At 69.7% G+C, this 25644-nt stretch carries 27 protein-coding genes and 1 pseudogene; 22 read left to right on the plus strand and 6 right to left on the minus strand.

Annotated features, from left to right (window positions below):
- The first annotated feature begins 3 nt into the window (after positions 1-3).
- Genes B4L26_RS03890 through B4L26_RS03915 form a run of 6 tightly spaced genes read left to right on the plus strand, consistent with a single transcriptional unit; the run spans position 4 to position 6483 of the window.
- The gene (locus B4L26_RS03890) at positions 4-1113 is read left to right on the plus strand and encodes a homogentisate 1,2-dioxygenase (RefSeq protein WP_290716059.1); all 1110 of its coding nucleotides are present in this window, start codon (positions 4-6) and stop codon (positions 1111-1113) included.
- Complete coding sequence (locus B4L26_RS03895; RefSeq protein WP_290716061.1) at positions 1110-2234, plus strand: acyl-CoA dehydrogenase family protein; 1125 nt, start codon at positions 1110-1112, stop codon at positions 2232-2234. Before B4L26_RS03890 ends, B4L26_RS03895 begins: the two co-directional genes overlap by 4 nt.
- Positions 2231-2971, plus strand: a complete 741-nt coding sequence (locus B4L26_RS03900; RefSeq protein ID WP_290716064.1) for an SDR family NAD(P)-dependent oxidoreductase — start codon at positions 2231-2233, stop codon at positions 2969-2971. The genes B4L26_RS03895 and B4L26_RS03900 overlap by 4 nt, the downstream gene beginning before the upstream one ends.
- On the plus strand, positions 2968-3711 hold the full coding sequence (locus B4L26_RS03905; protein ID WP_290716066.1) for an enoyl-CoA hydratase/isomerase family protein: 744 nt from the start codon (positions 2968-2970) through the stop codon (positions 3709-3711). Before B4L26_RS03900 ends, B4L26_RS03905 begins: the two co-directional genes overlap by 4 nt.
- A gap of 18 nt (positions 3712-3729) precedes the next feature.
- Complete coding sequence (locus B4L26_RS03910; RefSeq protein ID WP_290716068.1) at positions 3730-4896, plus strand: alpha/beta hydrolase; 1167 nt, start codon at positions 3730-3732, stop codon at positions 4894-4896.
- Between the two features lie 9 nt (positions 4897-4905).
- A complete protein-coding gene (locus B4L26_RS03915) occupies positions 4906-6483 on the plus strand; it encodes a class I adenylate-forming enzyme family protein (protein ID WP_290716070.1) in 1578 nt (525 codons plus the stop codon).
- Positions 6484-6555: 72 nt separating this feature from the next.
- Here the strand turns inward: B4L26_RS03915 and B4L26_RS03920 are convergent.
- Both B4L26_RS03920 and B4L26_RS03925 read right to left on the minus strand, forming a co-directional pair.
- Positions 6556-6648, minus strand: a pseudogene (locus B4L26_RS03920) (sulfite exporter TauE/SafE family protein); the annotation flags it as partial.
- 32 nt (positions 6649-6680) lie between these two features.
- Positions 6681-8060 carry a phosphotransferase family protein gene (locus B4L26_RS03925; RefSeq protein ID WP_290716072.1) on the minus strand — a complete coding sequence of 460 codons (1380 nt, stop codon included), beginning with the start codon at positions 8058-8060 and terminating at the stop codon, positions 6681-6683.
- 82 nt (positions 8061-8142) lie between these two features.
- Here B4L26_RS03925 and B4L26_RS03930 point away from each other — a divergent pair, with 82 nt between their 5' ends.
- Positions 8143-9399 (plus strand): acyl-CoA dehydrogenase family protein, encoded by a 1257-nt coding sequence (locus B4L26_RS03930; protein ID WP_290716074.1) that lies wholly within the window; start codon positions 8143-8145, stop codon positions 9397-9399.
- 10 nt (positions 9400-9409) lie between these two features.
- Here B4L26_RS03930 and B4L26_RS03935 read toward each other — a convergent pair whose 3' ends face one another.
- Both B4L26_RS03935 and B4L26_RS03940 read right to left on the minus strand, forming a co-directional pair.
- Entirely contained in the window at positions 9410-10021 is a 612-nt protein-coding gene (locus B4L26_RS03935) for a TetR/AcrR family transcriptional regulator (RefSeq protein WP_290716076.1), read from the minus strand.
- 7 nt (positions 10022-10028) lie between these two features.
- Positions 10029-10577 carry a YceI family protein gene (locus tag B4L26_RS03940; RefSeq protein WP_290716079.1) on the minus strand — a complete coding sequence of 183 codons (549 nt, stop codon included), beginning with the start codon at positions 10575-10577 and terminating at the stop codon, positions 10029-10031.
- Positions 10578-10739: 162 nt separating this feature from the next.
- Between B4L26_RS03940 and rplM the strand changes: the two genes are divergently transcribed.
- From rplM to B4L26_RS03960, 4 genes are all read left to right on the plus strand, one after another.
- Positions 10740-11183, plus strand: a complete 444-nt coding sequence (gene rplM / locus B4L26_RS03945; protein WP_290716082.1) for a 50S ribosomal protein L13 — start codon at positions 10740-10742, stop codon at positions 11181-11183.
- On the plus strand, positions 11180-11695 hold the full coding sequence (gene rpsI, locus B4L26_RS03950) for a 30S ribosomal protein S9 (RefSeq protein WP_290716085.1): 516 nt from the start codon (positions 11180-11182) through the stop codon (positions 11693-11695). Before rplM ends, rpsI begins: the two co-directional genes overlap by 4 nt.
- Positions 11696-11700: 5 nt before the next feature.
- Positions 11701-13047: a phosphoglucosamine mutase gene (gene glmM, locus B4L26_RS03955; RefSeq protein ID WP_290716087.1), complete on the plus strand. Its 1347-nt coding sequence runs from the start codon at positions 11701-11703 to the stop codon at positions 13045-13047.
- Positions 13048-13133: 86 nt separating this feature from the next.
- Positions 13134-13679, plus strand: a complete 546-nt coding sequence (locus tag B4L26_RS03960; RefSeq protein ID WP_290716089.1) for a hypothetical protein — start codon at positions 13134-13136, stop codon at positions 13677-13679.
- 37 nt (positions 13680-13716) lie between these two features.
- Here the strand turns inward: B4L26_RS03960 and B4L26_RS03965 are convergent, their stop codons facing one another.
- Both B4L26_RS03965 and B4L26_RS03970 read right to left on the minus strand, forming a co-directional pair.
- Positions 13717-14595, minus strand: coding sequence for an SDR family NAD(P)-dependent oxidoreductase (locus B4L26_RS03965; protein ID WP_290716091.1), 879 nt, complete (start codon positions 14593-14595; stop codon positions 13717-13719).
- A 123-nt stretch (positions 14596-14718) separates the two neighbouring features.
- Positions 14719-15048 carry a hypothetical protein gene (locus B4L26_RS03970; protein WP_290716094.1) on the minus strand — a complete coding sequence of 110 codons (330 nt, stop codon included), beginning with the start codon at positions 15046-15048 and terminating at the stop codon, positions 14719-14721.
- A 209-nt stretch (positions 15049-15257) separates the two neighbouring features.
- Between B4L26_RS03970 and B4L26_RS03975 the strand changes: the two genes are divergently transcribed.
- The 11 genes from B4L26_RS03975 (at position 15258) to tsaD (ending at position 25615) form a co-directional block, all read left to right on the plus strand.
- Entirely contained in the window at positions 15258-15509 is a 252-nt protein-coding gene (locus tag B4L26_RS03975) for a hypothetical protein (protein WP_290716097.1), read from the plus strand.
- The gene (locus tag B4L26_RS03980) at positions 15506-15997 is read left to right on the plus strand and encodes a hypothetical protein (protein ID WP_290716100.1); all 492 of its coding nucleotides are present in this window, start codon (positions 15506-15508) and stop codon (positions 15995-15997) included. The genes B4L26_RS03975 and B4L26_RS03980 overlap by 4 nt, the downstream gene beginning before the upstream one ends.
- 227 nt (positions 15998-16224) lie before the next feature.
- The gene (locus B4L26_RS03985) at positions 16225-17190 is read left to right on the plus strand and encodes a dienelactone hydrolase family protein (protein ID WP_290716101.1); all 966 of its coding nucleotides are present in this window, start codon (positions 16225-16227) and stop codon (positions 17188-17190) included.
- A 15-nt stretch (positions 17191-17205) separates the two neighbouring features.
- Positions 17206-19068, plus strand: coding sequence for a glutamine--fructose-6-phosphate transaminase (isomerizing) (gene glmS, locus B4L26_RS03990; protein WP_290716103.1), 1863 nt, complete (start codon positions 17206-17208; stop codon positions 19066-19068).
- 7 nt (positions 19069-19075) lie between these two features.
- On the plus strand, positions 19076-20518 hold the full coding sequence (locus B4L26_RS03995) for an NAD(P)H-hydrate dehydratase (RefSeq protein ID WP_290716105.1): 1443 nt from the start codon (positions 19076-19078) through the stop codon (positions 20516-20518).
- Between the two features lie 31 nt (positions 20519-20549).
- A complete protein-coding gene (alr, locus tag B4L26_RS04000) occupies positions 20550-21695 on the plus strand; it encodes an alanine racemase (RefSeq protein WP_290716108.1) in 1146 nt (381 codons plus the stop codon).
- A gap of 53 nt (positions 21696-21748) precedes the next feature.
- Entirely contained in the window at positions 21749-22888 is a 1140-nt protein-coding gene (locus B4L26_RS04005; RefSeq protein WP_290716152.1) for an alpha/beta fold hydrolase, read from the plus strand.
- On the plus strand, positions 22867-23367 hold the full coding sequence (gene tsaE, locus B4L26_RS04010; protein WP_290716110.1) for a tRNA (adenosine(37)-N6)-threonylcarbamoyltransferase complex ATPase subunit type 1 TsaE: 501 nt from the start codon (positions 22867-22869) through the stop codon (positions 23365-23367). The genes B4L26_RS04005 and tsaE overlap by 22 nt, the downstream gene beginning before the upstream one ends.
- The gene (tsaB, locus tag B4L26_RS04015) at positions 23360-24079 is read left to right on the plus strand and encodes a tRNA (adenosine(37)-N6)-threonylcarbamoyltransferase complex dimerization subunit type 1 TsaB (RefSeq protein ID WP_290716112.1); all 720 of its coding nucleotides are present in this window, start codon (positions 23360-23362) and stop codon (positions 24077-24079) included. The genes tsaE and tsaB overlap by 8 nt, the downstream gene beginning before the upstream one ends.
- The gene (rimI, locus tag B4L26_RS04020; RefSeq protein WP_290716114.1) at positions 24076-24570 is read left to right on the plus strand and encodes a ribosomal protein S18-alanine N-acetyltransferase; all 495 of its coding nucleotides are present in this window, start codon (positions 24076-24078) and stop codon (positions 24568-24570) included. The genes tsaB and rimI overlap by 4 nt, the downstream gene beginning before the upstream one ends.
- Before the next feature lie 4 nt (positions 24571-24574).
- Positions 24575-25615: a tRNA (adenosine(37)-N6)-threonylcarbamoyltransferase complex transferase subunit TsaD gene (tsaD, locus tag B4L26_RS04025; protein ID WP_290716154.1), complete on the plus strand. Its 1041-nt coding sequence runs from the start codon at positions 24575-24577 to the stop codon at positions 25613-25615.
- The last annotated feature ends 29 nt before the right edge of the window (positions 25616-25644 follow it).

The raw sequence follows: 25644 nt of genomic DNA on the forward strand, positions 1-25644 counted from the left end.
CCGATGGAAAGCTTCATCCAGCACCGCAAGGGCCGCACGCCCCGGCAGATCCACCGCGACGTCGAGGACCTCAAGGACGACGAGGCCGGCCGCGCCGGATTCGTCGGGCGGACGGTGCACTACTACCGCCGCAACGATCCGACGGCCTACCGCGCCGAGGGCGACCTCGCACCGCTGGACCGGCAGGGCTACGACTTGACGCCGACCGATCAGATCGACCCGGCCGGCGAGCCGCTGCTGATGTTCCACAACGAGGACTGTCGGATCTTGCTGAGCCGGCGCAGCGAGACCGCGCCGTTCTACACGCGCAACGTCGACGGCGACGAACTGATCTTCGTCCACGAGGGCACCGGTTACTTCGAGACCGAGTACGGACGCCTGCCCTACCGGCCGGGGGACTACGTGTACTTGCCCAAGTCCACGACATATCGCCAGATCCCGCAGGACGAGTCGTTCTTCATCATCATCGAGGCGACCGAGGAGTTCCGGGTGCCGGAGGCCGGACTGCTCGGACGGCACCATCCGTTCGACTCGTCGCTGGTGACCGTGCCGGAGGCGGAGGCCTTCGACGACGACGGCCGCGACGAGTACGAGGTGCGGTTGCGCCAGCGCGAGGGCCGCACGTCGCTGTTCTACCCGCACAACCCGCTCGACGTCGAAGGGTGGAAGGGCGACAACTTCGCCTTCACCTACAACATCGAGGACTACGACGTCATCGCCTCGGACACGGTGCACCTGGTCCCGATGGTGCACCTGTTCCTGCAGGCCACCGGTGTTTACGTCGCGAATTTCCTGCCGCGCCGGGCCGAAGGGCGGCCCGGCGCGGAACGCCCGCCGTGGTACCACCGCAACGTCGACTACGACGAGATCGCGTTCTACCACGGGGGCAGCGTGTTCGGCATCAACATGCCGCCCGGCCTGATCTCCCACGCACCGCAGGGCGTCCACCACGGCATGCCCGAGCGTGCTCGCGAGCGCGCTCGCCGTCGCACGGACGTCGACGAGCGCGTCGAGTGGAAGGTGCTGGCCATCGACACCCGGCGGCGGCTGACGCCAGCGCCGGTGATGCGCGCCAGCGCCCCTGTCGAGGTCGCCGAAGAGGTCCAGGTGTGACTGCCGAACTGACCGTCGACGAAATCCGGGCGTCGCTGCGCGACTGGTTCGCGCACACGCCCGGGATCGCCGAGGTGCGTGCTAATCGCGACCGCGCCGACGGCGACGCGAGCCATCCCGGGTTCGACCGGGCCACCTGGCAGCGGCTTGCCGAACAGCTCGGAGTGACCGGGTTGGGCGCACCCGAGGCCTGGGGCGGGCTGGCCTGCGACACCGAGTCGTTGGCCGGTGTGGTTGAAGAGTGTGCGGCGTCGCTGTATCCGGGGCCGGTGCGGGCGTCGGTGTTGCTAGCCGCCGCACTTGGGGGACTGGTGCCGCCCGAGAACGCCTCGTCGCAGATGCGCAGCGGGGTCGAGGCGTTCTTGGGTGGCACCGCGATCGCCGGTGTGCCGGGCGTCCCCGGGGACAGTCCGGCGTTCGCGGACGGGCGGGTGACGGGACGGTTCGACGCTGTCACCCACGGTGGGTCGGCCGACCTGCTGCTCGGCGAGGTGGCGACCGAACTGGGCCCGGCTGTGGCGCTTGTCCTTCTCAGCGACGCAACGACCGTGTCGCGAACCCCGCGCAGGACCGTCGATCTTGCGACGCCACTGGCCGACGTCGCGGTGATCGGTGCCCCCGCGGCGGTGCTGGTGGGCCCGGCTGATTCCGCGGGCCTCGACGCCCACCGTCGACTCGAGACGATTCTGGTCGCCGCCGAGCAGGTCGGCGGCGCCGAGGGTGCACTCGCCGGGATGGTCGCCTACGCCGGAGTGCGCGAGCAGTTCGGCAAACTCATCGGCACCTACCAGGCCATTGCGCACCGCTGCGCCGACACCGCCGTCGACATCGCCGCAGCGCGCGCCCTCGTCACCGCCGCAGCCGCCGCCCACGATGGGGGCGATGGTGGCGCGGCCCTCCAGCTCGCCCTACTGGCACGCGCCGAGTCGGCTGATGCGTTCACCGCAGCCACCGATTCCTACATCCAGGTGTCCGGCGGGATCGGCTTCACCTGGGAGCACGACGCCCACCTGTTCTTCCGTCGGGCCCGGGCCACCGCGGCCATCGGCGGCACCCCGGCCCAACATCGCGACCGGGCCGTCGAGGCCGGCTGCCTTGACCTGCTGGTAGGAGCGCCATGACCATCACCGCAGACCTGGGCGGGCGCGTCGCCATCGTCACCGGGGCGTCGAGCGGGCTGGGCCGACACTTCTGCAGCGTCCTGTCGGGCAACGGGGCACAGGTCGTCGCCGCGGCGCGGCGAATCGACCGGCTCGAGCACCTGGTCGCCGACGGCGCCGCTGCCCGTGCCGTCGAATGCGACGTGACCAACGACGGAGACGTCGGCGCGCTCGTCGCCGCCGCGGTCGAGCTCGGCGGCCCGCACATCGTCGTCAACGCAGCCGGTTTCGGCGACGAGGGCGATGCCCTGGAGGTATCGGTCGACGAATTCCGCCGCACCCTCGATGTCGACCTCACCGCCACGTTCGCGGTGTCCCAGGCTGCGGCGAAGGAGATGGGGTCGGGCGGGGCGATCATCAACATCGCCTCCATCCTCGGGCTGGGCGCTTCGTGGCCGGTGAAGCAGGCCGCCTACTGCGCGGCCAAGGGCGGCGTCATCAACCTGACCCGACAGCTCGGTGCCGAATGGGCGGGCCGCGACATCCGGGTGAACGCCATCGCGCCGGGCTGGTTCCCGTCGGAGATCACCGAGGAGATGTTCGAGAACGAGAAGTCCCTGGCCTGGATTCGTCGCAACACGCCGATGCGGCGTCCGGGCCGTCTCGACGAGCTCGACGGTGCGCTACTGCTGCTGGCGACGAGCACCTTCATCACCGGGCAGGTACTCGCCGTCGACGGTGGTTGGAGCGCCCGATGACCGTGCGTCTGGACCGCCGCGACGGCGTCGCCACTATCACGATGGACCGTCCCGAGAAGCGCAACGCGATGACCGACGAGATGTGGGCGCTCTTCGAGTCCCACCTGCGCGCGCTCGACCCCGGCGGCGCGGACCGCGTCCTGGTCGTGACCGGTGCCGGTGGCGCCTTCTGCGGCGGCTCCGACGTCACCGGGCTGCTTGACGACCCGTCGTCGATGCCCAGACGAATCGACGTGTCCAACCGGTGCGTTCTGGCGATGCACGACCTGCCGATCCCGACCGTCGCCCTCGTCGACGGGGTGGCCGCGGGGTCGGGTGCGAACCTGGCGCTGGCCTGCGATCTGGTCATTGCGACGCAGCGCTCCCGGTTCGCCCAGTTGTTCATTCACCGCGGTCTGTCCCTCGACAGTGGCGCCAGTTGGCTGCTGCCACGGTTGGTCGGGGAGCGCCGGGCCCGCGAATTGGCCCTGCTGGGCCAGCAGGTCCCCGCCTCCGACGCGCTCGACATGGGGATGATCACCAGGGTCGTCGGCGACGACGCGCTGGCCGCGGTCGGCGGCGAGGTCGTCGACACGCTGCTGGGCCACTCGCCGATCGCACTGGCGGGCAACAAGAAGCTGCTCGACGCGTCCTGGTCGGCCTCGCTGGCGCAGGCCCTTGACGCCGAGCGCGACAACCAGCTCGAGGTCCTCGCCAGTGCCGCGGCACAGCAGCAGATCTCGTCATTCGGCAAGTCCTAACCAATCAGGAGGCAGAACGTGGCCCACACCATCGAGCGAATCCCCTACGGATTCCGGTTCAAGAACGAGACCGGCACCCGCGACGCCTACGGCGGCACCACCGACTACGTCGTCCTGGAGGCGCAGCTGGTCCGACCGGTCGACCACGAGTCCGACACGCTCATCGTCTTCATGCACCCGGTGCTCACCGGCGCGTATCTGCCGATCATCGGTGCGCTCGCCAAGGCCGGGCACCACATCCTCGTCGCCAGCAGCCGCTACCGCGGCAATGACGCGGCGCTGCTGATGGAGAAGGTGGTGCAGGACCTGGGGGAGAGCATCAAGTTCGCGAAGAAGCGCCTCGGGTACTCCAAGATCGTGCTCGGCGGGTGGAGCGGCGGCGGATCGCTGTCCGCGTTCTACCAGCAGCAGGCGACCAACCCGACCTTGACGTCGAGCCCGTCGGGCGACGGCCCGGACCTGACCAAGGCCGAACTCCCGCCGGCGGACGCGATCATGCTGGTCGCCGCGCACGGCAGCCGCCACGGCACGCTCACCCAATGCCTGGACGCGTCGATCCTCGACGAGAGCGACCCGACGGTGCGCGACGCATCGCTGGACATCTACGGCACGGAAGTCTCCCCGCCCTACAGCCAGGAATTCTTGGAGCGCTACTTCGCGGCGCAGATCGCGCGCAACCGGAAGATCACCGCCTGGGTCAAGGAGAAGCTGGCCGCGATCAAGGCGTCGGACCGCCCGCAGGACGAGCACTGCTTCGTCGTCCACGGCACGATGGGCGACCCGCGGTGGCTCGACCCGACGATCGACCCCAACGGGCGTGAACCGGGGGTGAGCTACCTCGGCCCGCCGCAGGAGGTCAATGAAGGACCCTTTGGCCTGGCCCGCTTCACGTCGCTGCGCAGTTGGCTTTCGCAGTGGAGCTACGACGACGCGCGCGGCGACGGGATCGCGTGCTCGCGCGATTTGACGGTGCCAGCACTGGTGGTGGGCAATCTCAACGATGAGATCTGCACTCCGGCGCACACCCACGGCCTTTACGAGGCCGTCGGATCGGCCGACAAAGAGCTCTACGAGATCCCCGACGCCAATCACTACTACCTCGGCGAAGGGCAAGACGTGCCGCTGGCCAAGGCCGTCGAGATCACCGACGACTGGCTCAAGCGCCACGGCTTTGCGGGGGCGTGAGCCGTACCGATGCAGACGTCCGCGCAACTGATCCGCCGCGCCGGGGCGGACGGCTCGTTGGCGACCGACCGCACGATCAGCGAGTCGGTTCGCAAGTGGGCGTCGGAGCGCGGCGACGGTCTTGCGTTCGTCGGCCCTGATTCGACGCTGACCTGGCGACAGCTCGACCTAGCCGCGGACGAGTGCGCAGCCTGGCTCGCCGCGGCGGGCGTGGGCATTGGCGACAACGTGGTGTGGCTCGGGCGCAACAGCCCCGACTTCGCGATCGTCTACCTCGCCACGCGGCGGCTGCGGGCAGCTCTGGTCGGTGGGAACTGGCGACTGACCGACGGCGAGCTGGCGGCGACGCTGGCACGCGTGCCGTCGGTGATCGTCGTTGCCGATCACCACGAGGGCGGACGGCAGCTCGACCACGATCAGGTCGTGGTCCTCGACGCGGGCCGCAGCAGGCCCTGGGACGGGCACCGCGCCGACGACGTCGAACTGCACGACCGTCCCGGCGACGACGACGAGGTCGCGCTGTTCTGGTTCACCTCCGGATCGACCGGAGTGCCCAAGGCAGTCGGATTGTCGGCGGACCGGATCGAATTGGCCGTTGCGTTGCGGTCGGGGTACCGGTTGAGCACGGCGTCGCGGCTGTTGATCGTGCCGCCGGTATTCCACGCCGCCGGGTCGATCTGGACGCACTACGTGATGTCGCGCGGCGCCACCGGCTACTTCATCGCCGACGCGACCCCGTCGGGGATCGTGTCGTCGCTGGTGGACGACCGCATCACCCACTTCCTCGCGGTCCCCACGCTCCTGCAGGTCCTCGTCGAGGCGCTGCGCGGCAAGCCGGCGCAACTGTCGCTGCAACACATCGGATACGGCAGCGCGCCGATCTCGCCCGCGTTGCTCCGCGATGCCATCGATGTGCTCGGTTGCCGTTTCAGCGGCGTCTACGGCCTGAGCGAGCTCGGCGGTGTGGCGAGCTATCTGGCGCCCGACGATCACGATCCCGACGGCCCGCACGCCGACCGGCTCCGGTCGGTGGGCACACCGATCGCCGGAGCGACGATGGCGACACGGCGACCCGACGGCAGCGATTGCGACACCGACGAGCCGGGCGAGCTGTGGGTGAGCGCCCCGACGATGATGCTCGGATATTGGGACGACGGGCAGCGGATCGGGCCCGCCCGCAGGACCGACGACTGGTTGGCGACCGGCGACCGTGCGCGCATCGACGCCGACGGCTACGTCTACATCGAGGGCCGCATGGACGACATGATCATCACCGGCGGCGAGAACGTGCAGCCCGCCGAGGTCGAGGCAGTCCTCGAAAGCCATCCGGGCGTCGAGGAATGCGCGGTCTACGGCGTCCCCGACGAGCACTGGGGGCAGCGCGTCGTCGCGGCCGTCGTCGTGGGCCTTGGCGCTGCGCATCTCGACGACACCGAGGTCATCGCCTATTGCCGCGACCGGTTGGCCCACTACAAGTGTCCGACGCGCATAGTCGTCGTTGCCGAGATCCCGCGGACCGCGACGGGCAAGATCCAACGGGGTCGTCTCCAGAAGGCCTCCTCAGGCACCCCAGGTCACACATCATGAGCGCGGCGGCGACAGTGGCGGCCGATGAGCCGCCTCACCGCCCCGGCGAGCCGCTGCCCAGCGCTGCAGTCGGGGGATCTGCCAGCGCAACTGACGCCCCTGCCCGGCGAGCTCGCGGCGGTAGCCCCAGGTGCCCGAAACGCTGCCGGCCACCAGCCCGATCCCACGTGCGATTCGGTGCACCGCAGTGGGAGGGGTCAGGACGCGTAGCGAGGATTGGCCACCGCCAACCGCAGGCCGACTGCGGTGGAGATGGCCGCGGCAATGTCTGCGTCGCCGGGATCGACCGACCCGTCGCGGATCGCAAGCGCCAGGCCGGATTCGGTCTCGAAGCCGGCGCGGGCCAAGTGGGCACCCAGCTCCGTGCGTGCGGCGCTGCCGGTCTGGGATTCCCGAGCGACGATGCGCAGGACGTGCGCGGCCACTTTGCTTCGGTAACGGTCACGGTCCGACGCGCCGTCGGCGAGCTCGGCGATGAAGCCGCCGACGGCATCGAGGAGGTCGGCCGCGGTCGGCTCACCGAACAGATCGGGATCGTCGTCGCCGGCCTGGGGCGGGGAAGCAGGCATCGGTAGCCCGAGCTCGACGAGCAGGTCGTACTCGCACTCGGCTACCCGTCGCCCGACGGCCAGGAGCTCCAGCGCGTCGTGGCCGGACCCGGCGCGCCCGGCCTGCTGGCGGCAGATGATGGCCCAGTGCAGCGAACCGAAGAGCTGCCACCAGTCGACAGACTCGGCGTCGACGGTGATGCCGCTCTCGTCGGTGTACCCGCGCAGCAAGTCGCCGAGGTCCCCGATGCCGCCTACGCGCCCGGCCGACCCGAAGCGCCACGCCCGGGTGCAGAGCCAGCCGAGGTCCTGCGCCGGGTCGCCCCGATGGGTCAGCTCCCAATCGAGGACGCCCGTGATACCCGACGGCGAGACGAGCAGGTTCCCGAGTCGGAAGTCGCCGTGCACCAGGGTGGTCCGCGTTGGTGGACGCTGGTTCTCGCGGAGCCGGCGGAACGCGATCTCCATGACGGGCAGCGGTGTACCGGATTCCAGGTATTCGCGGTAAAGGGCGTCGAGCTGGTCGCTGCCGTCGGGCAGGCCGGGGACCCGGTCGGCGTCGGCGGCGTGGATGCGGGCCAGCACGGTGCCCATCTCGTAGGCCAGTCGCGGACGGATCGAGTCGAACTCGGCGTCGTGCAGGATGCGGCGCGGTGCGGCCTCTCCGTCGACGCACGACATGATCATGAACGCACCGCCGAGCACCTCCGGGGCACTCCCGCAATCGTCGATCACGACCGGCACCGGAACGCCCATGCGGGCCGCTTCGCGCAACACCGCGGCCTCGAGTCGCATTCGCTCGGCCCCCGTGGAGCCCGCCGGATCGCGGCGCAGGATGAGCCGATGGCCCTTTGGCGCAGATCCGTCCGAGTCGTCAGTGCCCTCGCTGGTGTGGACCTGTGCGGTGAAGCTCCACGTCTCGCGGCTCGCGCCCCCGGTCAAGTGCCGCAAACCGCTGATCGTGACGGGCGTGCCGTAGACCTCGCGGAGTCGGGACTCCAGCGCGGCAGCGAGGGCGGTATCGGTCATCGGCTCGTTCCTTTTCTCGCCACTGCGTGCTCATCGGTGAGCGTACGGTGAAAACTCGGTCATTCGATAGGAGAACGCCGCCATGCCGTCCACCGTTGCCCCCGAGACCGCCGAGTACCTCACACGGCTCGACGAGTTCATCGACGCGCAGATCGTGCCGCTGCAGGCCGCCGACGACAACGAGCGATTCTTCGACCACCGCCGGGAATGGGCGCGCACCGATTTCGAGGGCGGCGGGCTGCCGCGGCGCGAGTGGGAGGAACTGCTCGCCGAGATGAAGAGCCGCGCCGATCGCGCGGGTTTCCTGCGCCACGACCTGCCGGTCAGCGTCGGCGGCGACGCATCATCGAACCTGGAGATGGCGATCATCCGCGAGCACCTGGCGCATCGCGGATTGGGGCTGCACAACGACCTGCAGGACGAGTCGTCGGTGGTGGGCAACTTCCCGTCGGTGCACCTGGTGCTGCGGTTCGGCACACCGGAGCAGATCGCAGAGTTCGGCGCGCCCGGTGTTCTCGGCGAGCGCACCCTGGCGTTCGGCCTGACCGAGCCGGAGCACGGTTCGGACGCGACGTGGATGGAGACGACCGGCACGCGCAGTGGCGACGACTGGGTCATCACGGGCGAGAAGCGCTGGAACACCGGCATGCACGTTGCGACCCACGACCTCGTGTTCGCCCGCACGTCGGGATCCGGTGGGGATCCGCGCGGCATCACCGCCTTCATCGTTCCCGTGCGGACACCCGGCGTCGAGATCGGGCTCTTCCGGTGGACCCTCAATATGCCGACCGATCATGCCGACGTGAAGTTCGACTCGGTGCGGGTGCCCGACTCGGCGATCCTGGGGGAGGAGGGCCGTGGGTTGGAGATTGCGCAGGCCTTCGTCCACGAGAACCGACTGCGACAGGCGGCGTCGAGCCTGGGCGCGGCCCAGTACTGCATCGACCAGTCGGTCGACTACGCCCGCACGCGGGAGACGTTCGGCGCGCCGCTGGCCACCCGTCAAGCCGTCCAATGGCCGCTGGTCGAACTGCACACGGAGGCGACGATGCTGCGCAGCCTCATCCGCGAGACCGCCGCCGACCTCGACTCGGTCGACCACATGGAACTGTCGGACCACGTGTCGATGTGCAACTACCGGGCCAACCGGCTCGTGTGCGACGCTGCCGACCGGGCCATGCAGGTGCACGGCGGTATGGGTTACAGCCGGCACTTGCCGTTCGAGCACATCTACCGCCACCACCGCCGCTACCGCATCACCGAGGGCGCGGAGGAGATTCAGATGCGACGCGTCGCCGGCCACCTGTTCGGGTTCACCGGCGGTCGCAAGAAGGGCTGATCGAGGCGAGTCAGGCCGGCGCGGGCGGGCCGCTGTAGACGGTGCGGTACCAGATCGCACTGAGGACCCGGATCGCTGTCTCGTCGTCGGGCGGTGGGATTCCGATGTCCCCGCCGACGGCGAGCCACACCGAGCAGTTGGACTCCAGCGTCGACGTCAGCGCCGACGCGAGGAGGTCGAGGGGCAGGTCGACGGTGTAGCCCAAGTCCTCGGCGCGGTGCAGACCGACGAGGATCTGCTTGATCCCCGCGGCCCGCGTCTCCAGGAGGCGCTGGCGGAAGCCGGGATCGGTCAGCGCCATCTGCTGCAGGCCGATCATCTCCGGCAGGTACTCCTTGTACATCTTCCAGTACGCGGTGACCGCGGCGGTGACGCCTTCGTACGGATCGTGGTGCCCGGTGGTGAGCGATGCTTCCACGACCGACGTCGCGAAGTCGCCCAGGAGCGCCTCGAGGATCTGTTCCTTGTTGTCGTAGTAGTTGTAGAACGACGCGGTCGAGCGACCTGCGGCCGCGGAGATGTCGGCGATCTTGGTGTTCAGATAGCCGAGCGTGGCAAAACACTCGCGGGCGGCGGCGAGGAACGCCTCTTCGGTGCGGTGGCCCTTGCGGGTGCTCGGCACCGGTGCCTCACTCGGAGGCGCCGACGGTGGCGTGGAACTCGATCCCCACCTCGTCGGCGACCTTCAACGCACCCATGGCCAGCGAATACGGCTTGATCCCGACGGCCTTGTGGCTGACCGTCGTCGTCGCACTCACCTTCGCGCCGGAATCCGCGTCGGCGACGGCCACGTCGACGGTGTGCGGGACGGTCGTGCCGGCGACGGTGAGCTGACCGTCGAGACGGTAACCACCGTCGGTGGGGGAGACGTTGCTGGTGGTGAACGTGATGGTCGGGGACTTCGAGGCCTTCAGCGACTTGAGCGCGTTGGACCGGGCGATTGCCTTTTCCGCCCCGGTCATCGGGGTGAGGCCGCCCTCGCCGCTGAGCACCTCCATGGAGTCGACGACGACCGCCAGCGAAACCTTCTGCGGCGTGGTGTCGTCGACGTCGACGGAGCCCGTCCAGTCGTTGAACCCGATGGTCAACCGATGTCCGGTCTTGGCGGCGGGGCCGGTCTTGTCGGTCTTGAGGAGCAGCTCGCCGTCGGCGGGGCCGATCGTCCACGTTTGGGTCATGAACCGACCCTATCGTCGTTTTGACCCTGACCTGGGCACTCCCGTACTCTGGCTCCTCGGTGTTTCGGCGTTTTCGGAGCTCCCGGGTCCCAACTGGTCGCCGGGAATCACTCCGTCGAGCCACCTTGACCAGCAGTCACGACAAAGAGTTGAGGATCAACCGTGTCTACCTACACCCCGAAGGCGGGTGACATCACGCGTACGTGGCATGTCATCGACGCCACCGACGTGGTGCTCGGCCGCCTCGCCGTGCAGAGCGCGACGCTCCTGCGCGGCAAGCACAAGCCGACCTACGCACCCCACATCGACGGCGGCGATTTCGTCATCGTCGTCAACGCCGACAAGGTCGCCATCACCGGCAACAAGGCCAGCGGCAAGATGAAGTACCGCCACTCGGGACACCCCGGTGGCCTCAAGTCCACGTCGCTGGGCGACCTGCTCGCGACCAAGCCGGAGCGCGCCGTCGAGCAGGCCATCAAGGGCATGCTGCCGAAGAACAAGCTCGGTCGTGCCATGGGCTCCAAGCTCAAGGTGTACGCCGGCCCGAATCATCCGCACGCGGCCCAGCGCCCCGTCCCCTTCGAGATCAAGCAGGTGGCCCAGTGAGCGACGAGAACGTGACTGAAGAGAACATCGAGGTCGACGCCGTGGAGATCGCCACCGACGACTACACCACCGAGTCGGAGGCGCCCGCCGCCCCCGCCGTGGAGCGTGCGCCGGTGGTCATCGACCACCCGATCCAGACCGTCGGCCGCCGCAAGGAGGCTGTCGTGCGCGTGCGCCTGGTGCCCGGCACCGGCCAGTTCCACCTCAACGGTGGGCGCGACCTGGAGACCTACTTCCCCAACAAGGTGCACCAGCAGCTCGTCAAGTCGCCGCTGGTGACCGTCGACCGCACCGAGTCGTTCGACATCTACGCCCGCCTGGGCGGCGGCGGCCCCTCGGGTCAGGCCGGCGCCCTGCGTCTCGCGATCGCCCGTGCGCTGATCGAGGTCAGCCCCGAGGATCGTCCGGCGCTGAAGAAGGCCGGCTTCCTCACGCGTGACCCGCGTGCCGTCGAGCGCAAGAAGTACGGCCTGAAGAAGGCCCGCAAGGCATCGCAGTACAGCAAGCGCTGAACCGCGTGTCCCGTCTGTTCGGAACCGACGGCGTCCGCGGCCGGGCCAACGACGAGCTCACTGCCGAGCTCGCGTTGCGCCTGGCCGCGGCCACCGCGGAAGTTCTACACACCCCCGGGTCGGATTCGGACCGGCCCGTGGCGGTCGTGGGCCGCGATCCGCGCGCGTCGAGTGAATTCCTCGAGGCCGCCGTGTGTGCCGGCCTTGCCGCCCACGGTGTGGACGCGATCCGACTCGGCGTGGTCCCCACCCCGACGGTCGCCTTCCTGACCGCGGACTACGACGCCACCTTCGGCGTCATGATCTCCGCGTCGCACAACCCGATGCCCGACAACGGCATCAAGATCTTCGGGCCCGGCGGGCACAAACTCGACGACGAGGTGGAGAACCGCATCGAGGCGGCCATGACCACCGTCGAGACCGTGCCCCGGCCCACCGGCGCCGACATCGGCCGCCTGCGCGAGGCGCCGGACTCGGCGCAGCGCTACTTGGACCACCTCGCCGAGCAGGTCGACATCGACCTGTCGGGCCTCACCGTCGTCGTCGACTGCGCCAACGGTGCTGCGTCGCAGCTCGGTCCGCAGGCCTATCGCGCCGCGGGTGCCACGGTCATCCCCATCTTCGCCGACCCCGACGGCCTCAACATCAACGACGCCTGCGGCTCCACGCACATGGAAAAGCTCACCGCCGCGGTGCTCGAGCACGGCGCCGACCTGGGCCTGGCCCATGACGGCGACGCCGACCGCTGCCTGGCCGTCGACGCCGACGGGAATCTCGTCGACGGCGACATGATCATGGCCGTCCTGGCCACCGCGATGGCCGAGAAGGGGAACCTGGCCGACGGGGTGCTCGTCGCGACGGTGATGAGCAACCTGGGGCTGCACCTGGCGATGGAAAAGGCCGGCATCGAGCTGCGCACCACCGCCGTCGGCGACCGCTACGTGCTCGAGGAACTGCGCCGCGGCGGATATGCGCTGGGCGGCGAGCAGTCCGGGCACATCGTCGTTCCCGCGGCCGGTACGACCGGCGACGGCATCCTCACCGGCTTGCTCCTGATGGAGCAGTTGGCGTCCACCCGGCAGTCGTTGGCCTGCTTGGCGTCGATCATGACGGTGCTGCCGCAGGAACTGATCAACGTCCGCGTTGCCGACAAGCACGCCGTCGCGCAAGCGGAGACGGTCCGCGACGCCGTCACCGCCGCTGAGGCCGAACTCGCCGGTCAGGGCCGGGTGCTCTTGCGTCCTTCGGGTACCGAGCAGCTCGTCCGGGTGATGGTCGAGGCGCCGACCGCCGACGCGGCGCACGGGATTGCCGCGCGCATCGCCGACGTGGTGGCCGGCGCGGGAGCCTAGCGGGACCAACGCACCGACGCCCAACCGAGACCCTGCCGCGACCCGGGTGCAGCACAACCACCCCTATTGTTACTGATGTGACTGGTGTGACTAAGCGGACAAAGCGATCCGCGCTTACCCGTGCGGCTTTGGCCGGCGCGGTTGTCTTGGGCCTCGGCGTCGGAGCCGTCGCGACTATCGGTGCTGTCGGACCCGGCGCGAAGCCGGTGCCCGCGGGCCGCTCAGCGGTGCTGGACTTCGGGTCGCTCTCGCAGAACCCGGCCGACAACCCGTTCGGGCCCGCCCTGGTCGAGAAGAAGGTGCATCGCGGTTCGGCCGACCAGCGCAAGGCGGGCAAACCGAAGCAGCGCAAGCCCGGTCAGCGCAATCAGGCCCGCCCCGGCAGCAACAGGCTGCCCGGCGTGGGGCGCCCGTGCGGGGAGAGGCAGGTCAATCGCATCCGCAACGGTGTTCGGGGCAAGGTCGTCTGCGCGCGGATGGGCTCGGGTGCCCACCGGTGGGTGCAGATCAACGGCGTCGACCCGCAGGCGCGCAAGCCCGCGACCAAGTGCACCGGCCAATACATCACGGCGCGCGGACCCAACGGGCGCGCAATGCAGTGCACGCGGGGCCGCTGGACCTACGACCGCTGAATCACGGTCACGCGGAAATCGGCAGCCGGTCCGAGTGTTAGATGACTCCGCGTGCGAGTATCCCGTCGGCCCACGACGCCGAGATCGCCGTGACGCCGCGCAGGGCGCGCGCATAGCGCGGCATGATCTCCAGCGGCCGGTGCTTCGCGGCGTAGACGATCCACTCGCCGGCGTCATGAGCTGACAGTGACGGCACTCGCTCATACTCGGCGGTAGGCGCGATCATCGGCGTGTTCACCAGCGGGAAGCACACGTTGGTGACGCTCACCCCCGTGTCGAGCAACTCGGCGGCGAGGCTGCGGCCGAACGCGGCCAACGCGGCCTTCGATGCGGCGTAGGCGGCGAAGCGCGGCATCGAGCCGTTGGTGACGCCCCACGTGCAGACGTTGATGAACTGCCCGCTGTCGCGGCGCAGGAATTCGTCGAGGACGCCGAGCGTCAATCCGATCGGGCCGAAGTAGTTGATCGCCATCGTGCGCTGGAAGTCATGCATGCGGCCCGTCGAATCGGCGACCGAGCGGCGGATCGAGCGACCGGCGTTGTTGACGATGATGTCGGGTGTGCCGAAGCGAGTCAGCACCGCGTCGAGGACGTCGCCGACACCCTTCTCGGTGGAGAGGTCGCCCGACACCGCGAACGCGGAGCCCCCGCCTGCGGAGATCTCGCTCGCGACGCGTTCGAGCTCACCGATGCCACGCGCGACGAGTATCACGGTGGCACCCTCGGCGGCCAGCTGTCGGGCGGCTTCTTCGCCGATTCCCGACGAGGCGCCGGTCACGACGATCTTCTTGCCCGACAGGTCGATGGGCGCCACGATGTCGGTCAGGTCACCGACGGTGAAGGCGCGCTGAAGGGCCGCGCGGGTCGCCAGCGTCCGTGAGCTCTTCGCGAGCGTGCGGATGAAGTTGTTCGCCATGTCCACAGGCTATCGGTCGTCGGGACGACGGGATAGGCGGCGGTGCACTGCGTGATCAGCATGGACTTGTGCCCGGAAACCGGTGAAAACGCCAGGCTGATCAGCCGCGGTGGTCGTCCTGCCTCAGGACGACCACCGGAGGGGTTGGGGCTCGCGTGCGGCGGTCTTCAGTGGTGGGTACATGGAGATGACCCGTACCTTGTCGGACGCGGCGAACCGCGCTGCGGCGGCTTTCACCTGCTCGGCGGTGGCCGCCGGTGAGGTGCGCGTGAAGCCGAGGCGGGAGCGGGCGTCGCCGAGCACACCGTCGAGCGCGTCCAACATCTGGCTGCGGAAGTGGGCGACGGTGTAGGTCACGCCCTCGGCGAAGTGGTCGTACAGCGCCAGGCTCGGTGCGCAGCACTCCTGCAGCAGGCCGTCGGGCCATTTCACGATGAGCGTCATCTCGGGCATGGGCAATGTCCTTCCAGGTGACTCGTGGGCCGACTGATCAATCGATCGCCTGCCTATGAGTCAACGGCCCGGTTGTTGCACAGCTGTTAACGCTGGAACAAATAGTGGAACCGTTCGGGGGCGCGGTGCGTCTAAGGGATGTGAGCACAATGCGCGGGATTCGGTTGGATTCGGGCGAGGCGGCGCGGCTAGCCCATGACTGTCGTCGGGTGGCCGACGCCATCGACGAACACGTGGCGCTGCTGCGCGCCGGGGGATACGGCGGTGTGCGCGGCCGCGGTGGCACCGGCTATCGCCCGGCCGTCGATGCGGTGACAGCGCGACTGGAGGGACGTGCGATCGAGCTGCGGGCGGCGGCGCGCGGGTTGACCGCATGCTCGTCGACGATCGCGGCGGCCGACGGTGCGGCGGCGCGGCGGATATCGGGACTGTCCGCGCGGATGGGCGGGGTGGCGCCGTGACCGTGGCGCGCATGCTCGGGGTCGACGTCGAGCGACTCGCTTCCGATACTGCCGTGCTCGGTACGGCCGGTGAGGCGCTGCGCGAGCGGTGGGCGCAGGTCCTGGCGTTGCGGGCGCGGACGCAAGGGTTGGGCCTTTCGGAGGTCGGGGGAGGCGACGATCCGCTGGCGGTCATGGCGGGCCTGCCGGAGCGGTTGCGCGCCGACCTCGACGTCCTCGACGGGATCCGGGAGGCCGCGGAGGCCGCCTGGCACGGCGTTTCCGCCGTATGCGCCCGGCTCGCCCGGCTGGCCGACGAAGCGGCTGACGGTGTGGCCGGTGTGTTCGCCGACCCCGACGCCGACGGCGCCGACGATCTGTTCGCCGACTCCGGGGACGAGCACCCGGCGGCCGGATATGCCCGCGCGGGCCTCGCCCGGATCGACGGTCTGCTCGGCGAACTCGACGGCGGGCCCGACGCCGATCTCGTCCTGATCGGGGGGCGGTGACCCGCAACCGGGCTGTGGCCGAGTGGATCCGCGTGGCCGCGTCCGAGTGCATCGAGGCAATCGACGCCGCCGCGGCCGCCGCTGCCGTGACGCCGAACTCGGACGGGGCGCCCGTCACCGGAGAGTCGATGCGTGACCGACCGTCTGGTGTCGGTGACCGCGGTTTGTCCGGGGGCCAATCCCGACGCCTGCTACAACGCGCGGGTTGGTGGGCTTAAGCTCGGACCGTGACAGGCAGAAAGAAGAAGGACGTGCCACCGCCGCCGCCGGACGAGTTGATGACCGTATTGGCGCGGCGCGGCCCGCACCGTGTCCTGCGTGGCGACCTCGGATTCGTCGGCGTGCGGGGACAGATCTTCACCCCGGAGAAGGGCACCGGGCTGCCGCTGGTGGCGTTTGCGCACGCATGGATGGCTGACTCCGGCCGGTATCGCGACCTGCTGTTCCACCTCGCGAGCCACGGCATCGTGGTCGCCGCACCCGACGTCGAGCGCGGGTTCACGCCATCGGACGTCGTCCTGGCTGCCGGGCTGCGCACGGCGCTGGACCGACTGCCCGGGGTCCGCCTGGGCCTGGCCGAGAACGTCACCGTCGACGATCAGCGGCGCGGACTCGCGGGGCACGGTTTTGGAGCCTCGGCTGCCGTGTACGCCGCCGGACCCGACATCCTCGAAGCCACGGTCCAGGTGCCCGTCGATGCCGTCGCTGCCGTCTTCCCGTCGCAGTCGACGCCCGCGGCCTTTGCTGCCGCGTCTGTCGTCGACGCCCCAGCGATGGTCATCGCCGCGGGTCAGACGCTCGACACCTACGACGCCAACCCGCTGCCGCTGGCGCGCACGCTGGCTGGGCCGGTGACGTTGCGAGCCCTGCCCGGCGCCGGCAGCCGCGGCCTGTTGGAGCGGCGCACCCCGAAGTCGTTGGTCGGCATCAACGGTGCCGACAAGGCAACGCACTCGACAGTCCGGGCGCTGTTGACGGGATTCTTCCTGGCCACCCTCGGTGGCGACGAAACATACGAGGCGTTCACCGACGCCGACGCCGTGCTGGGCATCGCTACCAACGTCGACCCGTCGCAACCCGACGAGGACGACCGCTCCCACATCGACAAGCTGTTCAGTGGTCCGCCCGCCCCGAAGAAGTCGTCGTCGGGCGGCGTCGCACTCTCGTCGATTCGGGCGTTGCGCGGCTCCTAGGTACCCTGGAGCACTATGTGTGGAATCGTCGGGTACGTCGGCAAGCGCCAGGCGCTGGGCATCGTGGTCGATGCATTGCGCCGGATGGAGTACCGCGGATATGACTCCGCCGGAGTCGCGATCCTCGACGGTCACGGGGGTCTCGTCGTCGAAAAGAAGGCCGGCCGGCTGGAGAACCTCGACAAGCAGATCGCGCTGGTCGGCGCCGACACGCTGACCGGCACCACCGGCATGGGCCACACCCGCTGGGCCACCCACGGCAAGCCCACCGACCGCAACGCCCACCCGCACCTGTCTGCCGACGGCAAGATCGCCGTCGTGCACAACGGCATCATCGAGAACTACGCCCCGCTGCGGGCCGAGCTCGAATCACTGGGCGTCGACTTCAACTCCGACACCGATACCGAGACGGCCGTCCACTCGCTGCAGCGCGCCTACTCCTCGGGAGAGACCGCCGGTGATTTCGTCGCCAGCGCCTACGCCGTGCTGCGCCGGCTCGAGGGCGCGTTCACCCTGGTCTTCACCCATGCCGACCACCCCGACACCATCGTCGCCGCGCGCCGGTCGACACCGCTGGTGGTCGGCGTTGGCGACGGTGAGATGTTCGTCGGCTCCGACGTGACCGCGTTCATCGAGCACACCCGCGACGCCGTGGAGCTCGGCCAGGACGAGGTCGTCGTCATCACCGCGGACTCGTACACGATCACCGATTTCGACGGTGAGCCGCGCAGCGGCAAGCCCTTCCATATCGACTGGGACCTCGCCGCCGCCGAGAAGGGCGGATACGACTACTTCATGGTCAAGGAGATCGCCGAGCAGCCCGATGCGCTGACCAACACACTGATGGGGCATCTGCGCGACGGGCAGATCATCCTCGACGAACAGCGCATCTCCGACGACGAACTGCGCGAGGTCTCCAAGGTGTTCGTCGTGGCCTGCGGCACCGCCTACCACGCCGGGATGCTCGCCAAGTACGCCATCGAGCACTGGACGCGCCTGCCCGTCGAGGTGGAGCTGGCCAGCGAGTTCCGCTACCGCGACCCGGTGCTGGACCGCTCGACGCTCGTCGTCGCGATCTCGCAGTCCGGCGAGACTGCCGACACCCTGGAGGCGGTGCGCCACGCGAAGGATCAGAACGCCCGTGTGCTGGCCATCTGCAACACCAACGGCGCCCAGATCCCGCGCGAGTCCGACGCCGTGCTCTACACGCACGCCGGCCCGGAGATCGGCGTCGCGTCCACCAAGTGCTTCCTGGCGCAGATCGTCGCGGCCTACCTCGTCGGGCTGGCCCTGGCGCAGGCACGCGGAACCAAGTTCACCGATGAGATCACGCGCGAGTTCCACGATATGGAGGCCGCCGCCGCGGCCGTCGAGGACATGCTCGACACGATGGAGCCGGTGCGGGAACTGGCCCGCACGATGGCCGACCGCGACACGGTCCTGTTCCTCGGGCGCCACGTCGGCTACCCGGTGGCACTGGAAGGTGCGCTCAAGCTCAAGGAGCTGGCCTACATCCATGCGGAGGGCTTCGCCGCCGGCGAACTCAAGCACGGGCCGATCGCGCTCATCGAGGCCGGGCTGCCGGTGTTCGTGGTGATGCCGTCGCCGGAGGGTCGTGCGGTGCTGCACTCGAAGATGGTCAGCAACATCCGCGAGGTCCAGGCGCGCGGCGCCGAGACCATCGTGATCGCCGAGGCCGACGACGAGTCCGCGCGCGCCGTCGCCGACCACTTCATTCCGATCCCGCACATCTCCACGCTGCTGCAGCCCCTGGTGTCGACCATCCCGTTGCAGGTTTTCGCGGCGACCGTCGCCGACGAGCGCGGCTACGACGTCGACAAGCCGCGCAATCTTGCGAAGTCCGTCACGGTCGAATAGCACCCTCGTGCACTATCCCACCGTCGCCCAGATCCGCGCTGCCGAGCAGGCCACCGGGCTGCTGGCAAACGGCGTCCTCATGGGCCGGGCGGCGCACGGGTTGGCGTCGGCCATCATCAACGCGCTGCGCGACGGTGGCGTGTATGGCCGTCGGGTCGGACTGGTCGTCGGCTCCGGTGACAACGGTGGCGACGCCCTCTACGCCGGCGCCATCCTTGCCCGCCGCGGTGCCGCGGTGTCGGCGGTGCTGCTTGCGCCTGAGCGCGCACACGACGGCGGACTCGCTGCCCTGCGCGGCGCCGGCGGTCGTGTCGTCGACGCCTTCGGGCCGCTCGATGTGATCGTCGACGGGGTGGTGGGCATCGGCGGCTCCGGTCCGTTGCGCCCGAACGCCGCGTCGGTATTCGACGCGGTGCGCGCGCACTGCCCGTCGGCGCTGGTCGTCGCTGTGGACGTCCCATCCGGTGTCGACGCCGACACCGGCGTCGTGAACGACTCGGCCGTGCGCGCCGACCTCACCGTGACTTTCGGTGTGCCGCGGCGCGCCCACGTCCTGGCCGCGCCGCAGTGCGGTCGGGTCGTCGTCGTAGACATCGGGCTGGGACAGGACCCCGGGCACGACGCCGAGCTGGTGTCGCTGTCCGACGAGCAGGTCGGTGCGGCGTGGCCGGTGCCCGGCCCGTTCGACGACAAGTACCGGCAGGGAGTCGTCGGGATCGTCGCGGGGTCGGCCACCTATCCCGGGGCGGCGCTGTTGTGCACCGGAGCCGCGGTCGCTGCGACGTCGGGGATGACGCGCTACGTCGGCCCGGCGGCCACGGCCGTCGTCGACCGGTACCCGGAAGTCGTGGCAGTGTCCGACGTGGCTGACGCGGGGAAGGTGCAGGCGTGGGTCGTGGGCCCCGGCCTCGGCACCGACGACACCGCACTGGACCGCCTGCGCACCGTTCTGGCTGCGGACGTCCCCGTCCTCGTCGATGCCGACGGCATCACCCTGCTGGCGGCCCATCGCGATCTGCTGGCCCACCGCAGCGCGCCGACGCTGCTCACCCCGCACGCCGGGGAGTTCGCCCGGCTGACCGGGGAGCCCCTCGGTGCCGACCGGGTGGCCGCGGTCACCGCCTGTGCTGCCGACCTCGGTGCAACAGTACTGTTGAAGGGCCGAGCGACGCTGATCGCTGCGGGGGATGGCGCTGTCCTGGTCAACGAGGCCGGATCGTCGTGGGCGGCGACCGCCGGATCGGGCGATGTGCTGTCGGGGATCATCGGCGCATTGTTGGCCACCGGGCTGCCCGCGAACGTCGCCGCGGCCATGGGAGCGCGCGCTCACAGTGTTGCCGCACACATTGCCGCGGGGTCCCCCGGGGCGCCGATCGGGGCATCCGGGCTGGTAGCGGCCATCAGCGATGCGATTCGGCGGTTGCGGGCCCAAGCCGGGGCGAAGTCGTAATCTCGCGCGGATCTGAGACAATATCTTCTCGATGCAATCATCTGTCGGCACCACCTCCATGGGCACCGCCATCGTCGATCTGGCGGCGATCACCCACAACCTCCGCGTCGTCACCGACGTCGCGGGGGTGGGTGCGCTCGCCGTCGTGAAGGCAAACGGCTACGGACACGGTGCGCTGCCCGTCGCGCGCGCCCTCGTCGAGGCCGGTGTCGTCGGACTCGGGGTCTCCCAGGTGGCCGAGGCCCTCGCGCTGCGCGAGGGTGGGATCACCGCGCCCGTGACCGCCTGGTTGCACGTCCCCGACACCGATTTCGAGGCTGCGATCGCCGGCGGCGTGGACATTGCTGTTTCCTCGCCGCGCCAACTCGACGCCGTCGTCGACGCCGCCGCACGTCGCGGTGAACCGGCGACGCTGACCGTCAAGGTCGACACCGGGATGAACCGCAGCGGCGTGGGATGGGCCGAGTGGGAGGTCTTCATCGAGGCATTCGCCCGTGCACATGCCGCCGGTGCCGTCGCATTGCGCGGGGTGATGGCGCACCTTGCGTGCAGCGACGAACCTGACCACCCCGCCAACGATGCGCAGGCCGCCGGGTTGCGCGCGGCCGTCGCAGACCTGGCCGCGGTCGGCGGTGTCCCCGAATTGGTGCACCTGGCGAATTCGCCCGCGGCGCTGACCCGTCCCGACCTGGCTTTCGACGCGGTGCGCCCAGGGGTCGCCCTGTACGGCCTCAATCCGGTGCCGAACCACAGCGATGCACCGCTGATCCCGGCGATGACGTTGCGCAGCGAGGTATCGCTCGTCAAACGGGTGGCCGCCGGTGGGGGCGTCTCGTACGGCCTCACCTACGTGGCGCCCGCTGACACGGTCGTCGGGATCGTCCCAGTCGGCTACGCCGACGGTGTGCCCCGAGCACTGTCGGGAAAGTTGCGCGTGCGGATCAACGGGCGTGACTTCCCCGGGATCGGGCGGATGTGTATGGACCAGTTCGTCGTCGACCTCGGACCGGACGGGGGCGGCGTCACCGAAGGTGACGAGGTCGAACTGTTTGGAACCGGCGCAGATGACGCCCCCACCGCGGGCGAATGGGCGGAGATGAGCGACACCATCGACTACGAGATCATCACCGGCATCGGCGGGCGCATCGCCCGCCGCTACGTGGGCGGGCAGTCGTGATGGCGCGTGGACGCGGGGTGCGGGCCGATATCGCCCTCGACGATGAGGAGCCGATGATCCGGCGCCGCAAGGCCAGTGCGGGGGTCTCGATGCTCGGCAGCCTCGCGGCGACCGGCGTCACCCGGCAGGTGACGCAGGCGCGCGCGGGGTTGGACGACCCGTTCGCCGACATCCGGTTCGATTCGATGTACCGCGAGCCCGACCGCTGCGTCATCACCGACGACGGTGTGCGCCTGGCCGCCCGCGTCGTCAACGACGTCGACGATCCCGATCTGACGGTCGTATTCGTGCACGGATTCTCGTTGCGGATGAGTTCCTGGTACTTCCAGCGCACCGCGCTCGCGCCAACCTGGGGCGAGCGGACCCGACTGGTGTTCTACGACCACCGTGGGCACGGTCGCAGCGATGCGGCGCCGCCGCAGACGATGACGATGAGCCAGCTCGGCGACGACCTGGCACTGGTGCTGCGGGCACTTGCGCCGACGGGTCCCGTCGTCGTCGTCGGGCATTCGATGGGTGGCATGGCGACGATGGCGCTGGCCCGTCGGCATCCCGCGCTGTTCGCACCAGGTGGCCGGGTCGTCGGCGTCGGGTTGGTGGCCACGGCCGCACGCGGGATCACCGAGGCCGGGGTGGGCGAGGGCCTCCAGAATCCGGTGATCAACGCGTTCCGTCTCGCGGTGCGGCGTGCGCCCTGGTTCATCCAGGCGGGCCGGACACGTGCCCGCCGCGCACTGGAGCCGGTCCTGCTCGCGGCCAGTTTCGGGCCCGACTTCTACAGTCCGGCGACGGCGCGGGCGGTCGAGCGGATGATCCGCCAGACTCCGCTGGAAACGATCGTCGGATTCCTCCACGTCCTGGAGGTGCACGACGAGTCGGCTGCGCTCCCGGTGCTGGCGACGGTGCCCAGCGTCGTCGTGTGCGGCGACGAGGACTGCATGACGCCGTTCCAGAACTCGTACTCGCTGTACGGGTCGCTGGGGGAGAAGTGCCGGCTGACCATCATCCAGGGGGCCGGTCACATGGTCGCCATGGAGCGCCCGACCGAGGTCGACGAGATCCTGGACGGGCTGATCACCCGCGTGCGCGAAGAGCTCGCCTCCCGCGAACCGGTTGAGCATCCCGTCATCGTCGAACCGGTCGTAGAGCCGGAGCCGGTGCGCCGCCGCTGGTGGCAGCGAAGGCAGCGGTGACCGCCGAATCGGGCAGTGCCGTACTGCCCGACGTCGCCGACACTGAAGAGTTCGGTGCGTCGCTGGCCGCGACGTTGCGGGCCGGCGACCTGGTGATCCTCGACGGTCCTCTGGGCGCAGGGAAAACGGCGATGGCCCGGGGCATCGGCGCCGGGCTGGGCGTGCTCGGCCGCGTGACGTCGCCGACGTTTGTGATCGCCCGCGCCCACCGGTCGGCCGATCCCACCCGCCCGGGCATGGTCCACGTCGACGCCTACCGTCTGGGGGGCGGAGCTGACGACGCCGCGTCGGTGAACACCGCGATCCTCGACGAACTCGATGCACTGGACCTTGACACCGATCTCGCCGACTCGGTCGTGGTCGTCGAATGGGGTGCCGGGGTGGCCGAGCGTCTGGCCGGGCGGCACCTGTTGGTGCGGTTGTCGCGCGAACCGGAATCGGATGTGCGCACCGTGAGTTGGGAGTGGGCCGGTGACTGAGCGGCGGGTTCTCGTGATCGACACCGCGACCCACGCCGTGGTCACCGGGTTGGCGGCGGTCACCGCGTCGGGCGCCCGCGAGGTGTCTTCGCGGGTGGTGGCCGATGAGCGTCGCCACGCCGAGACGCTGACGACGTTGATGGCCGATTGCCTGCTGGAGGCGGGCTGGGACGGTGCCGACTTGGACGCTGTCGTCGTGGGCTGCGGACCGGGCCCGTTCACCGGGCTGCGCGTCGGAATGGCGACGGCTGCCGCGTACGGCGATGCGCTGGGGATTCCGGTGTACGGAGTGTGCAGTCTTGATGCCATCGCCGCCGTGGCGGTTCGGGAGAGCGGGACGCGGTCGGTCCTCGTCGTGACCGACGCGCGACGGCGAGAGGTCTATTGGGCGCGCTTTCTCGACGGTGAGTGCGTTGCCGGACCGGGAGTCATCGCGCCGGCCGTGCTCGTCGACGAACTCGCGGGTGAGCAGATCGACCTCGTCGCGGGGGTGCCAGCGCTGCTGAGTGGTGGTCGAGTGCCAGGTGAGGCGCTAGCCGAGCTCGGTGTATCGATATCCCGTGACTGTGGTCCTGACGTCGTCAGCCTCGCCACGATCGCCGCTGACGCGGTGCTGGCCGGTGCCGAGCCCGATCCGCTGCTGCCGCTATATCTGCGCCGCCCCGATGCCGTCGAACTCGCTGATCAGAAGAAGAAGCGGGCGCGCGCATGACGCTGATCGACGAACTGAAGTTGGCCGACGTCGCACGGTGTGCGGAGTTGGAGCAGCAGCTGTTCGCCGACGAGTCTCCGTGGTCGGCGGCGGCCTTTCGAGCCGAGATCAAAGCGCCCTACAACCGCTATTTCGCTGCCCGCGAGGCTTTGGGCGGCACCCCGATTGGATACGCGGGCATCTCGATCCTCGGAAGTGCCGACGACCACGAATGCGAGATCCACACCATCGCGGTGGACTTGACGCACCGCGGCCAGGGGATCGGGCGCGCACTGCTCGAGGAGATGCTGGCCGTGGCCGATGTGCGCGACGCGCCGGTGTTCCTGGAGGTCCGCGTCGACAACGACCCGGCGATCGGGCTGTACGAGAGTGTCGGGTTCACCAGATGCGGTGTGCGCAAGGGGTACTACCAACCGTCGGGGGCCGACGCGTACACGATGATCCGTCCCAGCGCTGGGAGTCAGAAGATGCCGGAGGACCCCGATGCCTGAACCGCTGATCGTGATGGGCATCGAGAGCTCGTGCGACGAGACCGGCGTCGGGATCGTGGCGTGGGATCCCGACGCCGACGGCGGCCCGCTGCGGCTGCTGGCCGACGAGGTGGCCTCCTCGGTCGCCGAGCACGCCCGCTACGGCGGCGTCGTGCCCGAGGTCGCCTCTCGTGCGCACCTGGAGGCCATGGTGCCGACGATGCGCCGAGCGCTGGCCGCCGCGGGGATCGATAAGCCCGATGCGATCGCGGTGACGATCGGCCCGGGCCTGGCCGGGGCGCTGCTCGTCGGCGTCGCCGCAGCCAAGGCGTATGCCCTGGCCTGGGACGTGCCGCTGTACGCGGTGAACCACCTCGGCGGGCACGTCGCGGTCGACACGTTGGAGCACGGGCCGATGCCGCCGTGCATTGCGCTGCTGGTCTCCGGCGGGCACACGCACCTGTTGCGCGTCACCGACCTGGGGGAGCCGATCGAGGAACTTGGCACCACCGTCGACGATGCCGCCGGTGAGGCGTTCGACAAGGTCGCGCGGTTGTTGGGCCTGGGCTATCCGGGTGGACCGGCCATCGACGAGCTGGCGCGCGACGGCGACCCCACCGCGATCGCCTTTCCCCGAGGGATGACCGGTCCGCGGGATGCGCGGTACGACTTCTCGTTCTCCGGGTTGAAGACAGCCGTCGCACGCTACGTGGAGGGGTGCGAGCGCCGCGGCGAGGACGTGCCGCTGGCCGACGTCGCGGCCTCGTTCCAAGAGGCGGTCGCCGATGTGTTGACGCTCAAGGCGTTGCGGGCGTGCGAGGACTTCGGGGTGTCGACGCTGGTGTTGGGGGGCGGAGCGACCGCCAACTCCCGCATCCGGTCGTTGGCGCAGGAGCGTTGCGATGCCGCGGGCATCGAATTGCGGGTGCCCAAGCCGCGGTTGTGCACCGACAACGGCGTGATGATCGCGACCCTGGGCGCGCACGTTATCGCCGGCGGCGCGGAGCCGTCGCCGCTGACCGTCGCTACCGACCCGGCGATGTCGGTGCAGATCAGCGCCTACTGACTCCCGACTGGGCCCCACTCCATCGCCGA

It is taken from the genome of Gordonia sp. UBA7599 (assembly GCA_002477755.1).
GTDB lineage: Bacteria > Actinomycetota > Actinomycetes > Mycobacteriales > Mycobacteriaceae > Gordonia.